Source organism: Mycolicibacter minnesotensis (assembly GCF_010731755.1).
GTDB lineage: Bacteria > Actinomycetota > Actinomycetes > Mycobacteriales > Mycobacteriaceae > Mycobacterium > Mycobacterium minnesotense.
This window is the reverse complement of record NZ_AP022589.1, coordinates 1,237,933-1,250,585: the sequence shown is the minus strand read 5'-3', so window position 1 is coordinate 1,250,585 and position 12,653 is coordinate 1,237,933. Positions and strand designations below refer to the sequence as shown.

General features: G+C 66.9%; 11 protein-coding genes. 8 read left to right on the top strand and 3 right to left on the bottom strand.

Annotation, left to right across the window (positions count from 1 at the left end; all coding sequences use genetic code 11):
* Positions 1-15 precede the first annotated feature (15 nt).
* Positions 16-2,664, top strand: a complete 2,649-nt coding sequence (locus tag G6N09_RS20250) for a hypothetical protein (RefSeq protein ID WP_163752678.1) — start codon at positions 16-18, stop codon at positions 2,662-2,664.
* Between the two features lie 455 nt (positions 2,665-3,119).
* A complete protein-coding gene (locus G6N09_RS06005) occupies positions 3,120-4,319 on the top strand; it encodes an IS30 family transposase (RefSeq protein ID WP_165756617.1) in 1,200 nt (399 codons plus the stop codon).
* 108 nt (positions 4,320-4,427) lie between these two features.
* On the opposite strand, the gene G6N09_RS06000 is transcribed toward G6N09_RS06005, so the two are convergent.
* From G6N09_RS06000 to G6N09_RS05990, 3 genes are read right to left on the bottom strand one after another with little or no spacing between them, the layout of a single operon-like run.
* Positions 4,428-4,916, bottom strand: a complete 489-nt coding sequence (locus G6N09_RS06000; protein WP_083027973.1) for a nitroreductase family deazaflavin-dependent oxidoreductase — start codon at positions 4,914-4,916, stop codon at positions 4,428-4,430.
* Between the two features lie 9 nt (positions 4,917-4,925).
* Positions 4,926-5,315: a DUF8021 domain-containing protein gene (locus G6N09_RS05995; RefSeq protein ID WP_083027972.1), complete on the bottom strand. Its 390-nt coding sequence runs from the start codon at positions 5,313-5,315 to the stop codon at positions 4,926-4,928.
* On the bottom strand, positions 5,315-6,466 hold the full coding sequence (locus G6N09_RS05990) for a steroid 3-ketoacyl-CoA thiolase (RefSeq protein ID WP_083027971.1): 1,152 nt from the start codon (positions 6,464-6,466) through the stop codon (positions 5,315-5,317). The genes G6N09_RS05995 and G6N09_RS05990 overlap by 1 nt, the downstream gene beginning before the upstream one ends.
* Before the next feature lie 166 nt (positions 6,467-6,632).
* Between G6N09_RS05990 and G6N09_RS05985 the strand changes: the two genes are divergently transcribed.
* Genes G6N09_RS05985 through G6N09_RS05960 form a run of 6 tightly spaced genes read left to right on the top strand, consistent with a single transcriptional unit; the run spans position 6,633 to position 12,631 of the window.
* Positions 6,633-7,883: a cytochrome P450 gene (locus G6N09_RS05985; RefSeq protein WP_083027970.1), complete on the top strand. Its 1,251-nt coding sequence runs from the start codon at positions 6,633-6,635 to the stop codon at positions 7,881-7,883.
* A gap of 36 nt (positions 7,884-7,919) precedes the next feature.
* Entirely contained in the window at positions 7,920-8,924 is a 1,005-nt protein-coding gene (locus G6N09_RS05980) for an acyl-CoA dehydrogenase family protein (RefSeq protein ID WP_083027969.1), read from the top strand.
* On the top strand, positions 8,925-10,088 hold the full coding sequence (gene fadE29 / locus G6N09_RS05975) for an acyl-CoA dehydrogenase FadE29 (RefSeq protein WP_083027968.1): 1,164 nt from the start codon (positions 8,925-8,927) through the stop codon (positions 10,086-10,088). It begins immediately after the preceding gene.
* Between the two features lie 13 nt (positions 10,089-10,101).
* Positions 10,102-11,076, top strand: coding sequence for a bifunctional MaoC family dehydratase N-terminal/OB-fold nucleic acid binding domain-containing protein (locus G6N09_RS05970; protein WP_083027967.1), 975 nt, complete (start codon positions 10,102-10,104; stop codon positions 11,074-11,076).
* Complete coding sequence (locus G6N09_RS05965; protein WP_083027966.1) at positions 11,073-11,474, top strand: MaoC family dehydratase; 402 nt, start codon at positions 11,073-11,075, stop codon at positions 11,472-11,474. The genes G6N09_RS05970 and G6N09_RS05965 overlap by 4 nt, the downstream gene beginning before the upstream one ends.
* Positions 11,474-12,631: a 17-hydroxy-3-oxo-4-pregnene-20-carboxyl-CoA lyase gene (locus G6N09_RS05960; RefSeq protein ID WP_083027965.1), complete on the top strand. Its 1,158-nt coding sequence runs from the start codon at positions 11,474-11,476 to the stop codon at positions 12,629-12,631. Before G6N09_RS05965 ends, G6N09_RS05960 begins: the two co-directional genes overlap by 1 nt.
* Positions 12,632-12,653: the final 22 nt, after the last annotated feature.

Here is a 12,653-nt window from a genome sequence, read left to right as displayed (position 1 = left end):
TGGTAACGGCCACCAGTGGCACCAATGGTGGTGTGGGCGCCGGCGGGCGGTACCGGTGCTGCCGGAGTCAATGGCGTCAACGCTGGTGACAGTGGTACGTCCGGTGGTAACGGCGGCAAGGGCGGCAACGGTGGCCTGGGCGGCCTGAACGCAGATGGTGTGACCCGTGCGACCACGGGTGCCGGCGCTGATGGTGGTGCCGGTGGTGGGGGCGGCAATGGCATTGACGGTGCGGCCGGGTCGTTTGTGACCGGTGACGGCAATGGTGGCGCCGGTGGCAACGGTGGTGTCGGCGGTAACGGTGGCGCAGCCGGTACCGGCTCTTCGGCGGGCAACGTGGGTGCTGCGGGCTCGGGTGGCAACGCCGGTAACGGTGGTGTCGGTGCGGCGGGTGCTGCGGGTTCGGCCGGTGTGGCCGGGGTGAACAGCGGTGCCGGTGGTGCGGGCCAGGACGGCGGCACCGGTGGTAACGCCGGAATCGGCGGTAAGGCCGGTACCGGTACCGGGGCGGCCACCAGTGGCACCAACGGTGTGGCTGGTGTCGGTGGCGCCGGCGGCAAGGGCGGTACCGGCGCTGCGGGCACCGACGCCACGACGTCGGGAAGTCCCAACGGTGGCGCCGGTGGTAACGGTGGCAAGGGCGGCAGTGGCGGCCAGGGCGGCCTGCAGGCCGACGGCTCGACACGTGCCGCTGACGGCCAGGGTGCCGACGGTGGTACCGGCGGCCGGGGTGGCAACGGCTTCACCCAGGCTGCGGGCAGCGGCTCCACAGGCGGCAACGGTGGTCAGGGCGGTATCGGTGGTGCCGGTGGAAACCGGGGCGCGGTCGCGGCCAGCGGTGGTGCCGGTGGCCAGGGTGGCAACGCCGGCAACGGTGGCAGCGGCGCGGACGGTAAGGCCGGTGCAGATGCCACCGTGGCCGGTGGCGCGGGCGGTACCGGTGGCGACGCCACCAGTGGTGGCAAGGGCGGCAACGGTGGCGCCGGTGGCGCCGGTGGCGCGAGCGGTACCGCCACCAACGGCACCGCCAACCAGCACGGGGTCGGTGGCGTCGGTGGTAACGCCGGCAGCGGCGGCAACGCCGGTAACGGTGGTGCCGGCGGTAAGGGCCTCGGTGGCGGCAGCGGAGCGACCGCGGGCGTCGGTGGCGCCGGTGGTGCCGGTGCTACCCGCGGCGCTGCGGGTACCGCTGGTGCCGGTGGCGACAGCGGCGGCGGGAAGACGGCCGCCAACGGTGCAGCCGGTGCGGCCGGAACCTCTGGTGGTAACGGCGGCGCGGGCGGCAGCGGCGGCAACGGCACCACCTTGGCCAGCGGCGTCGGCCAGAACGGTGGCGCCGGTGGTAAGGGCGGTGCCGCCGGAGCGCTCGGTAACGGTGGCGCGGGCGGTAGCGGCGGCAACGGTGGGACCGGCAACAACGGCACCACGGGTGGCTCCAACGGCCTGGCCGGCGGCAACGGCGGCAACGCCGGCGACGGCGGCAAGGCGGGTGCGGGTGCCAGCGACGTCGGCGGCAACGCCGGAACCGCCGGTAACGGCGGTAACGGCGGCAGTGGCGCCAACGCCACCACCGCGGGCGGCAAGGGCGGCAACGGTGCTGTCGGCGGCAACGCCGGCAACGGCGCGGCCGGTGGCAGCGCAGCCAACGGAAAGGCGGGCAGCGACAGTAACGGCGGGGTGGCCGGCAACGGCGGCAACGGCGGCAACGGCGCCCGGGGCACCAACGGGGCGGCGACGACGGAGTACGACGCGACCGCCAGTAACGGGACTGCGGGTGGCGCCGGCGGTACCGGCGCGACCGGCGGTGCCGGCGGTGCCGGTGGCGGGACCACCGGTGCGGGCTCCAACGGTGGCACGGGCGGTAAGGGTGGCGCCGGCGCCGACGGTGGCGACGGTGGCTACACCACCCACGGTGACGACGGTTATCCGCTGCAGGGCCACAACATCGGCAACGGCGCAATCGGTGGCGCGGGTGGCGCCGGCGGCAACGGCGGTACAGCCGGTGCCGGTACCTCCCTGGGTGCGGCCGGCCGCGCCGGAGACGGTGGCGACGGCGGTGCCGGCGGTAACGGTGGCAGCAGCGGGAACTTCAAGTCGGTGGCCTACTTCGACACCGCCGGAAACTCCTCGGCGGGGACTCCGGTCACCGTCACCGGTGCCGGTGGCGCCGGTGGTGCCGGTGGCACCGGATTCAACGGTGGCGACGGCGGCGCCGGCGGTAACGGTGGCAGCGACCTCTACGCGGCTGGCTCCAACGGTGGTGCAGGTGGCACCGGTGGTGCCGGAGGCAACGGCGTCGGTACCGGTAGCACCGGTGGCGACGGCGGCGCTGGCGGCAAGGGCGGTGACGGCAGCAACATCCGCTGGGGCTGGACCGGCAAGGGCACGCCGCCCGCGTCGATCAGCAACGGAACCACCAGCGCCTCCGGTCCGGTCAACAACGTGTCGGGCGGAAAGGGTGGTAACGGAGGTAACGGCGGAACCGGCACCACCAGCGGTGCCGGCGGCACCGGTGGGTCCGGTGGCGCTGTCAACACCCCGAACCTGCCGACCGGCCCGGGATCCATCGGCACCAACGCCGGTCAGATCAACGGCGGTGCCGGCGCCACGGGCGGCAAGGGTGGCACGGCCGGTGGCAGCGGTAACAACGGCAAGACGCCGTAAGTACCCCGCCGGTCTCGACGACAGAGCCCCGCACACACCAGGCGGGTTCACATGGTCGTCGCAACACTCTCGATTGAGAGGTTGCGGCGACCATGTCGTTTTTGGAGGACTGTGCGCGGTTCGGTGACCAGCTAGCGAAGTTGGTCGATGCTGGGGTTCCGGTTAAGGAGGCTGCGGTCGCGGTCGGCCTGTCCGGTGATCGGTGCTATGCGATTCTGCGGGCTATCGGCCGGCCCGCCGGGCAGGCCCGGGGTCCTGGCAAGCGTGGTGATCAGCGTGGGGTTGCCGATCGGGACGTCATCGTGGCCGTATTCGACAAGACGGGCTCGATCAATCAGGCGGCAAAAGCCTGTCGGGTATCGCATTCGGTGGCGCGTCGAATATTGGTCGTCGAGGGTTTGGTCACCACCGAGAAGATCCCGCCGAAGGGCAAGGACGAGGCCAAACGTCGTTGCATGGAGCTGCTCGCGGCCGGCTGGTCAACCGCGCAGGCAGCTCGTGAGGTCGGTGTGAACGTACGGACCGCGCGGGACTGGCGCCAGGGGATTCGCCACGTCAACAACACGCGGATCTATCCCGATGGCCGGGTCGTGGACTACAACCACGGCACCGTCTACAAACAGCCTGTGACCAGTGTGACCTGCGATGACGCCGGGCCGCCGGCGATTGACGGCCGGTATCTGTCGATCGAGGATCGGGTAGCGATCGCCGATGGCCTGCTCGGGAGGGATTCGCTGCGGGCGATCGCCGACCGGATCGGCAAGAACGTCTCCACCGTCTCGCGGGAGGTCCGCAGACACAGCATTGATGGCCGATATCTGCCGTATCAGGCCGATCGTGTGGCAGTGGCGGCCCGGGCGCGGCCCAAGCAGTCCAAACTGGTGGTGAACACGGTCCTGCGGGAGGCGGTCGAGGAAGGCTTATCGCGCAAGCTCTCACCGGAGCAGATCTCGCGCCGCCTGCGCCGGGATCATCCCGACGACGAGAGCATGTGGGTGAGCCACGAAACGATCTACCAGGCCCTCTACTTCCAGGCCCGAGGTAGCTTGAAACGAGAAGTGCAGCAAGCACTTCGGACCGGACGAACGAGACGTAAACCGCACCGCAAAGAGGGCGAACGCTATCAGCGGTTCACCGACCCGATGGTGATGATCAGCGACCGCCCCGCCGAAGTCGAAGACCGTGCGATCCCCGGGCATTGGGAAGGCGATCTGATCACCGGGGAGAAGAACCAAACCGCGATCGGCACCCTCGTGGAGCGAACGACTCGTTACACGATGCTGCTGCACCTACCCCACGAGCATGACGCCCAGACCGTGCGCGATGCACTGATTGCGACTATGAGCACCCTGCCGGCGCATCTGCGGGGGTCACTGACCTGGGACCAAGGCGCCGAGATGGCCGGACACAAGCAGTTCAGCATGGCCACCGACATGGCCGTCTATTTCTGCGATCCGGCCAGCCCCTGGCAGCGTGGCAGCAACGAGAACACCAACGGACTGCTGCGGCAGTACTTCCCCAAAGGAACCGACCTGAGCATCTACGGACCCGAAGACCTCGAACACGTCGCCCAAGAACTCAACGGCCGCCCACGCAAAACGCTCGGCTGGGACACCCCAGCCGAGCGCTTGCGTGATCTACTACTGGCCAACTAACCAGCAGTGTTGCGACGACCCCTAGAAACCGCCTGGTGTGTGCGGGGCTCTGTCGTTGCGGGCTAACCCGGCTGCGTCACTCGCTCGGCAGCGATGACGTCCCCGGCTCTACGGTTCGCAGATGATGATCGGGATCTCCCGATCGGTCCAGGCGCGGTAGTTGGCGAAGTCGGGGTACATCGCATCCAGCTTGGGCCAGTAGGCGGCCCTCTCGGCTTCGCCGGCTTCGCGGGCGCGCAACGCCAACACTTCGCTGCGGATCCGGAACGACACCTGCGGGTTGGCCTTCAGATTGTGGTACCACATCGGATTGTTGGCGCGCCCGCCCTGGGACGCCACCAGGATCACCCGGTCGCCTTCGCGCAGGAACAACAGCGGGGACTCCCGCGGCTCACCCGTCTTACGTCCCGTGGTGGTGAGGATGCCGACTTCGGGAACGTCACCGAAGCGCTTGCTGCCCAATCGCCATTTACCGCCGATCCGGCCACCGGTCGCCTTGTAGGCCCAGGTGTTGGCGCGCGACATCCACTTGATCACCGTGCCGGTGGTCGGGGAATCCAGCGACTTCGGCTTCTCTGGTGTGTCTGGGTTGCTCACGCGCTCACTCTAACGGTGGATGAAAGGCCGTATTCCCGCGCGGATGTGGCGGATGACGGCAGCACCATCCGGGGTCTCGGCCGGGATGCGGAAGACCTCGTCCACGTGCGAGCAGACTCGCACCCCGAACAGTGACGGCTTGGTGATGATGTCGTAGACCGCCCGCACGTCATCGCCGTCGATGCTGTATTCGGGCAGCGTGGCAGCCGAGATCAACCGGAACTGGGGACCGCGGTTGAGGCTGCGGCGCAGATGATTTCCCGAGAACCCGGTCTTGAGGCCGACTTCGATCCGGACGCAGTCCGCGCTGAAGGGGACTGCCGAGGCATCGTGACTGACGAGCGCGTCGATGTAGGCCTGCGCCGCCGCGATCCGGGCGGTCTCGGCAACCGAAGCCACTAGATGCGCTCGATGATGGTGCCGGTGGATAGCGCGCCGCCGGCACACATCGTGATCAGTGCGGTCGACTTGTCAGTGCGCTCGAGCTCGTGCAGCGCCGTGGTGATCAACCTGGCCCCGGTGGAGCCCACCGGGTGACCGAGCGCGATCGCCCCACCGTTGACGTTGACGCGGTCCATGTCGGGCTTGTGCACCGCCGCCCAGGACAGCACCACCGAGGCGAACGCCTCGTTGATCTCGACCAGGTCGATGTCACCGATCTTCATCCCGGCCTTCTCCAGCACCCGCGCCGTGGACTGCACCGGCCCGTCCAGGTGGTAGTAGGTCTCGGAACCGACATTGGCCTGGCTGATGATGCGAGCCCGAGGCTTCAAGCCCAGCGCCCTGGCCTTGTCCTCGTCCATCCACAGCACTGCGGCGGCGCCGTCGGAGATCTGCGAGGAGGTACCGGCGGTGTGAATGCCGCCCTCGATCACCGGGTTCAACGACGACAGGCCCTCAATGGTGGTGTCGCGCAGGCCCTGGTCGCGGCTGACGGTGTTCAGCTCGGCGGTGGGTTGCTTGTTCTCGTCGATCACCGGGGCCTCGATCGGGGAGATCTCCCGGTCGAAGCGACCTTCGGCCCAGGCCTGCTTGGCCAGCAGCTGAGAGCGCAGGCCCAGGGCGTCGACGTCGGCACGGGTGATTCCGCGACGCTTGGCGATCCGCTCGGCAGCCTCGAACTGATTGGGCAGGTCGATGTCCCAGGACGCCGCGCGGGCGCCGCCACCGTTGGCCCCCAGCGGAACCCGGCTCATGGCCTCGATACCGCAGGCGATACCGATGTCGATGGCACCGGTCGCGATCAGGCCAGCGATCAGGTGGTTGGCCTGCTGTGCACTGCCGCACTGACAGTCGATGCTGGTGGCGCCGACGTGCTCGGGCAGTCCGGCAACCAGCCAGGACTGCCGGGTGACGTTGTTGCCCTGCTCGCCGAACTGCGTCACACAGCCGCCGATGACCTGCTCAACGGCACCGGCGTCGATTCCGGCCTTGGTGATCAGTGCCTTCTGCACCGCGCCCAGCAGCTCAGTGGCATGCAGACCGGACAACCAGCCGTTACGTTTGCCGATGGGACTGCGGGTGGCTTCGACGATCACAGGGTTACCCATGCGGCCAGGCTAGAACACGTTTCATTAGTCTGACAAGCGACGATGAGAGACTGCCTTTGATCTGCGGTCGGGCCGTGTTTCAATGGTCGCAATCAGGCACTAGACGGCGTTGTTCGAGCGCTGTCAGAACCGCGCAGTACTAACTGATGACCCTAGGAGTAAGAACATGGGCTGTCCCGCCATCCCCAACGACTTCGACTTCCTCGACTCGGAGATGAGCCTCAAGGGCCTCCCGATCAATGAACTCGCTGAGTTGCGCAAGTCTGAGCCGGTGCGCTGGGTCGACGTCCCCGGTGGTACCGGCGGCTTCGGCGACAAGGGCTACTGGTTGGTGACCAAGCACAAAGACGTCAAGGACGTCTCACTGCGCAGCGACGTCTTCTCCAGCGCGATGAACGGCGCCATCCCGGTGTGGCCGCAGGAGATGACCCGCGAGGCCGTCGACCTGCAGCGGGCCGTCTTGCTGAACATGGACGCGCCGCACCACACCCGGCTGCGCAAGATCATTTCGCGCGGCTTCACCCCCCGTGCCCTCTCGCGGCTCGAGGACGAGCTCAAGGCGCGGGCGCAGAACATCGCCAAGAACGCCGCCGCGTCCAACACCGGCGACTTCGTCGAGCAGGTGTCGTGCGAGCTGCCCCTGCAGGCCATCGCCGAACTGCTCGGCGTCCCCCAGGACGATCGGGACAAGTTGTTCCGCTGGTCCAACGAAATGACCGCCGGTGAAGACCCCGAGTACGCCGACGTCGACCCGGCGATGTCGTCGTTCGAGGTCATCACCTACGCCATGAAGATGGCCGAAGAACGCGGGGTGAACCCGACCGACGACATCGTGACCAAGCTGATCCAGGCCGACGTTGACGGTGAGAAGCTCAGCGACGATGAGTTCGGCTTCTTCGTCATCATGCTGGCGGTCGCCGGGAATGAGACCAGCCGTAACTCGATCACCCATGGCATGGTGGCGTTCTCCCAGAACCCGGATCAGTGGGAGCTGTTCAAGAAGGAACGTCCCGACACCGCAGTGGACGAAATCATCCGTTGGGCCACTCCGGTTTCGGCGTTCCAGCGGACCGCAAGCCAAGACACCGAGATCTCCGGCGTCAAGATCAAGGCCGGCGACCGAGTCGTGATGTCCTACCGCTCGGCGAACTTCGACGAGGAGGTGTTCGACGACCCGTTCACCTTCAACATCCTGCGTGACCCGAACCCGCACGTCGGCTTCGGCGGTACCGGCGCGCACTACTGCATCGGCGCCAACCTGGCCCGCCTGACGATCAACCTGATCTTCAACGCGGTCGCCGACCACATGCCCGACCTCAAGGCGATGGGCGACCCGGAGCGGCTGAAGTCCGGCTGGCTCAACGGCATCAAGCACTGGCCGGTGGACTACTCGGGTAGCTGCCCGGTCGCGCACTGAGCTGACGGACGGTCTAACGAATCAAGGAGGATTCGGGTGGATTTCACACCGAACCCGGAGCAGCAGGCTGTCGCCGATGTGGTGACCTCCGTTCTGGACCGCGACAACACCTGGGAGGCACTCGTTGCCGGCGGTGTCGCGGCGCTGGGCGTGCCGGAGCGGCTCGGTGGCGACGGTCAGAGCCTCTCGGAGCTGGCCACCGCGCTGACTGAGATCGGCCGCCACGGCACCGTTGGCCCGGCACTCGCGACGCTGGGCCTGGGCCTGGTCCCGCTGCTGGAGCTGGCGTCGGAGGCCCAACAGGACCGGTACCTGGCAGAGGTGCCTACCGGCGCCGTTCTCTCGGCGGCCCTGAACGAGCCCGGGCAGCAGCTGCCGGCACATCCCCGGACCAGCTACGGCGACGGCAAGCTCAACGGCACCAAGACCGGTGTTGCGTACGCCGAGACGGCGAAATGGCTGATCGTCACCACGGATAAAGCGGTGCTGGTCGTCTCGCCGACTGCCGATGGTGTCAGCGTCACCGCGACACCGACGTCCAACGGATCCGACGAGTACGTGGTGACGTTCACCGATGTCGCGGTCGAGCTGGCCGACGTGCTCGACGGTGCCACCGCGCAGCGGGTCAACCAGCTGGCACTGGCAGCCACCGGGGCGTTTGCGTCCGGGCTGGTCGCTGGAGCGTTGCGGCTCACGGCCGACTATGTGGCGACCCGCGAACAGTTCGGCCGCCCGCTGTCGACCTTTCAGACCGTGGCCGCGCAGCTGTCCGAGGTCTACATCGCCTCGCGAACCGTCGATCTGCTTTCCACATCGACCATTTGGCGATTGTCCGAGGGGCTTGATGCAGTTGAAGACCTGGATATCTTGGGCTATTGGCTGACTTCGCAGGCCGCACCGGCCATGCGGCTCTGCCATCACCTGCACGGCGGCATGGGTATGGACATCACTTACCCGATGGACCGCTACTACTCCTCGATCAAAGACTTGACCCGGCTGTTGGGTGGTCCGACACACCGCCTCGATCTTGTGGGAGCGTAAATGTTCATCGACCTGACGCCCGAGCAGCGGGCCCTGCAAGCCGAACTGCGGGAATACTTCTCGACTCTGATCACCCCCGAAGAGTCGGAGGCGATGGAGTCCGACCGTCACAACGAGGCTTACCGCGCTGTCATCAAGCGGATGGGCAGTGACGGCAAACTGGGCGTCGGCTGGCCCAAGGAATACGGCGGCCTGGGATTCGGTCCGGTCGAGCAGCAGATCTTCATCAATGAGGCCAACCGGGCCGATATCCCGTTGCCGATGGTCACCTTGCAGACCGTCGGCCCCACGTTGCAGGCGCTCGGCACCGAAGAGCAGAAGAAGAAGTTTCTGCCCGGAATCCTCTCCGGCGACGTGCATTTCGCCATCGGTTACTCCGAGCCCGATGCCGGCACCGACCTGGCCTCGCTGCGCACCACGGCGGTCAAGCATGGCGATGAATACATCGTCAACGGACAGAAGATGTGGACCACCGGGGCCCACGATGCGGACTACATCTGGCTGGCCTGCAGAACCGACCCCACGGCCGCCAAGCACAAGGGCATCTCGATTCTGATCGTCGATACCAAGGACCCGGGGTATTCCTGGACCCCGATCATTCTGTCCGATGGGGCCCATCACACCAACGCGACGTACTACAACGACGTTCACGTCCCCGCCGACATGCTGGTGGGTGAGGAGAACGGTGGCTGGAAGCTCATCACCACCCAGCTCAACCACGAGCGCGTCGGCTTGGGCCCGGCTGGTCGCATTGCCGGCATCTACGATCACGTGCACACCTGGGCGTCCAAGCCGGGTTCCGACGGGGTCACGCCGATCGACCACGACGACGTCAAACATCTTCTGGCGCAGATCAAGTCGATCTGGCGTATCAACGAGCTGCTGAACTGGCAGGTGGCGGCCTCCGGTGAGAACATCGCCGTCGCCGACGCAGCAGCCACCAAGGTGTTCTCCACCGAGCGGATCCAGGAAGTCAATCGGCTGGCTGAGGAGATCGTCGGCCGCTTCGGCAACCCGGCAGACCCCGAGACCGCCGAGGTCCTCGTCTGGCTGGACAAGATGGCCAAGCGCAACCTGGTGATCACCTTCGGCGGCGGCGTCAACGAGGTCATGCGCGAGATGATCGCCGCTTCTGGGTTGAAGGTGCCGAGGGTGTCACGATGAGTCGAGGAGACAAATGACCGACCTCTCCGCTGGGATCGACCAGATCCTGGCCTCTGGCCGCAGCGAGCCGCGGACTGGGCGGGATCCGGTGAACCAACCGATGATTCGTCATTGGGTGGACGCCATCGGCGACGACAACCCGATTTACATCGACGAGGCGGCCGCGCGCGCGGCCGGGCACCCGGGCATTGTGGCGCCGCCGGCGATGATCCAGGTCTGGACGATGATGGGCCTGGGCGGACAGCGTCCCGCCGACGACCCGCTCGGCAAGGTCATGGAACTGTTCGACGGCGCCGGCTACGTCGGAGTGGTCGCCACCAACTGTGAGCAGACCTACCACCGGTACCTGCGGCCCGGCGAAGAAGTCAGTGTCACCGCCGAGGTGACCGACATCGTGGGGCCCAAGAAGACCGGCCTGGGTGAGGGGTACTTCATCACCCAGAAGATCCGTTGGTGGGTCGGCGAAGAGAATGTCGCCGACATGATCTGGCGCATCCTCAAGTTCTTGCCCGCTGACAAGGCCGGCGCAGGTTCCGTGCCGGCAGCAGCGCCCGAAGATCTCGACCCCGACAAGATGATGCGGCCCTCCTGGTCGCGAGACTCGCAGTATTTCTGGGATGGCGTTGCCGCGCACGAACTGCGACTTCAGCTTCGTCCGGACGGCAGCCTGCAGCACCCACCGGTGCCTGCGGTATGGAAGGACAAGACCGAGACCACCGACTACCTCGTTGCCAGTGGCAGGGGAACGGTGTTCAGCTACGTGGTGCATCACGCGCCCAAGGTTCCCGGCCGCGCGTGTCCGTTCGTGATCGCGCTGGTCGAACTCGAGGAAGGCGTCCGGATGCTCGGTGAGCTGCGCGGCGTCGACGCGTCTGCGGTGAAGATCGGAATGCCGGTTCGCGCTACGTATCTCGATTTTCCGGCCAGCGACGCCGGTCCGGCGTGGACGCTGTACGCCTGGGAGCCGGTGGAAGGAGACGGGGCATGAGCGCTCCGACTGTCGAAGTGGGCACCAAGCTGCCCGAGCTCAAGATCTACGGTGACCCGACATTCATCGTCTCCACGGCTATCGCCACTCGCGACTACCAGGACGTGCACCACGACCGGGACAAGGCGCAGGCCAAGGGGTCCAAGGACATCTTCGTCAACATCCTCACCGACACCGGTCTGGTGCAGCGCTACATCACCGACTGGGCCGGCTCCGACGCGGTGGTTCGTTCGATCGGGCTGCGTTTGGGTGTGCCGTGGTACGCCTATGACACCGTCACCTTCTCCGGTGAAGTGACCGCGGTGGAGGAGGGCTTGGTCACCGTGAAAGTCGTCGGCAACAACAGTCTTGGCGATCACGTGATTGCCACCGCCACACTCACCCTCGGGGAGGCCTGATGTTGTCCGGTAAGGCGGCTATCGCCGGAATCGGCGCGACCGACTTCTCCAAGCAATCCGGGCGCAGTGAGCTGCGGCTGGCTGCAGAGGCCGTACTGGACGCGCTCGACGATGCGGGCCTGAAGCCTACGGACGTCGACGGCCTGGTCACATTCACCATGGACTCCAACCTGGAGACCGCCGTCGCCCGGGCCACCGGGATCGGTGAGCTGAAGTTCTTCTCCCAGATCGGCTACGGCGGCGGTGCCGCCGCGGCGACCGTGCAGCAGGCCGCTTTGGCGGTGGCGACCGGGGTCGCTGAAGTGGTGGTCGCGTACCGCGCTTTCAATGAGCGCTCTGAGTTCCGGTTCGGCCAGGTGATGACGGGCTTGACCGTCAACGCCGACTCCCGCGGCGTGGAGTACAGCTGGTCCTACCCGCACGGCCTGAGCACCCCGGCGGCCTCGGTGGCGATGATCGCACAGCGTTACATGCACGAATACGGCGCCACCAGTGCGGATTTCGGGGTGGTGTCGGTAGCCGACCGCAAGCACGCGGCGACCAACCCCAAAGCCCACTTCTACGGCAAGCCGATCACCATTGAGGATCACCAGAATTCGCGGTGGATCGCCGAGCCGCTGCGCCTGCTCGACTGCTGCCAGGAGACTGACGGCGGGGTGGCGATCGTCGTGACCACTCCGGAGCGGGCCCGCGACCTCAAGCATCGCCCGGCGATCATCGAGGCGGCAGCCCAGGGCGCCGGGGCCGACCAATTCACCATGTACTCCTACTACCGCGAGGAGCTCGGGCTGCCCGAGATGGGGCTGGTGGGCAAGCAGCTGTGGTCGCAGTCAGGACTCACGCCCGCCGACATCCAAACCGCGGTGCTCTACGACCACTTCACCCCCTACACGCTGATCCAGCTGGAGGAGCTGGGATTCTGCGGTAAGGGCGAGGCCAAGGACTTCATCGCCGGCGGGGCCATCGAGCTCGGTGGCCGGTTGCCCATCAACACCCACGGCGGGCAGCTCGGCGAGGCCTACGTGCATGGCATGAACGGCATCGCCGAGGGTGTGCGCCAGTTGCGTGGTACGTCGGTCAACCAGGTCGACGGGGTCGAGCACGTGCTGGTCACCGCGGGCACTGGCGTGCCTACGTCGGGGCTGATTCTGGGCTGAGCGCCCTCGCTTTCTTGCGCTA

Bases quoted from the DNA above. Each gene is read 5' to 3' on its own strand.
- G6N09_RS06005 (WP_165756617.1), top strand. From the start codon at position 3,120: ATGGAGCTGCTCGCGGCCGGCTGGTCAACCGCGCAGGCAGCTCGTGAG.
- G6N09_RS05990 (WP_083027971.1), bottom strand. From the start codon at position 6,466: ATGGGTAACCCTGTGATCGTCGAAGCCACCCGCAGTCCCATCGGCAAA.
- G6N09_RS05985 (WP_083027970.1), top strand. From the start codon at position 6,633: ATGGGCTGTCCCGCCATCCCCAACGACTTCGACTTCCTCGACTCGGAG.
- fadE29 (WP_083027968.1), top strand. From the start codon at position 8,925: ATGTTCATCGACCTGACGCCCGAGCAGCGGGCCCTGCAAGCCGAACTG.
- G6N09_RS05970 (WP_083027967.1), top strand. From the start codon at position 10,102: ATGACCGACCTCTCCGCTGGGATCGACCAGATCCTGGCCTCTGGCCGC.
- G6N09_RS05965 (WP_083027966.1), top strand. From the start codon at position 11,073: ATGAGCGCTCCGACTGTCGAAGTGGGCACCAAGCTGCCCGAGCTCAAG.
- G6N09_RS05960 (WP_083027965.1), top strand. From the start codon at position 11,474: ATGTTGTCCGGTAAGGCGGCTATCGCCGGAATCGGCGCGACCGACTTC.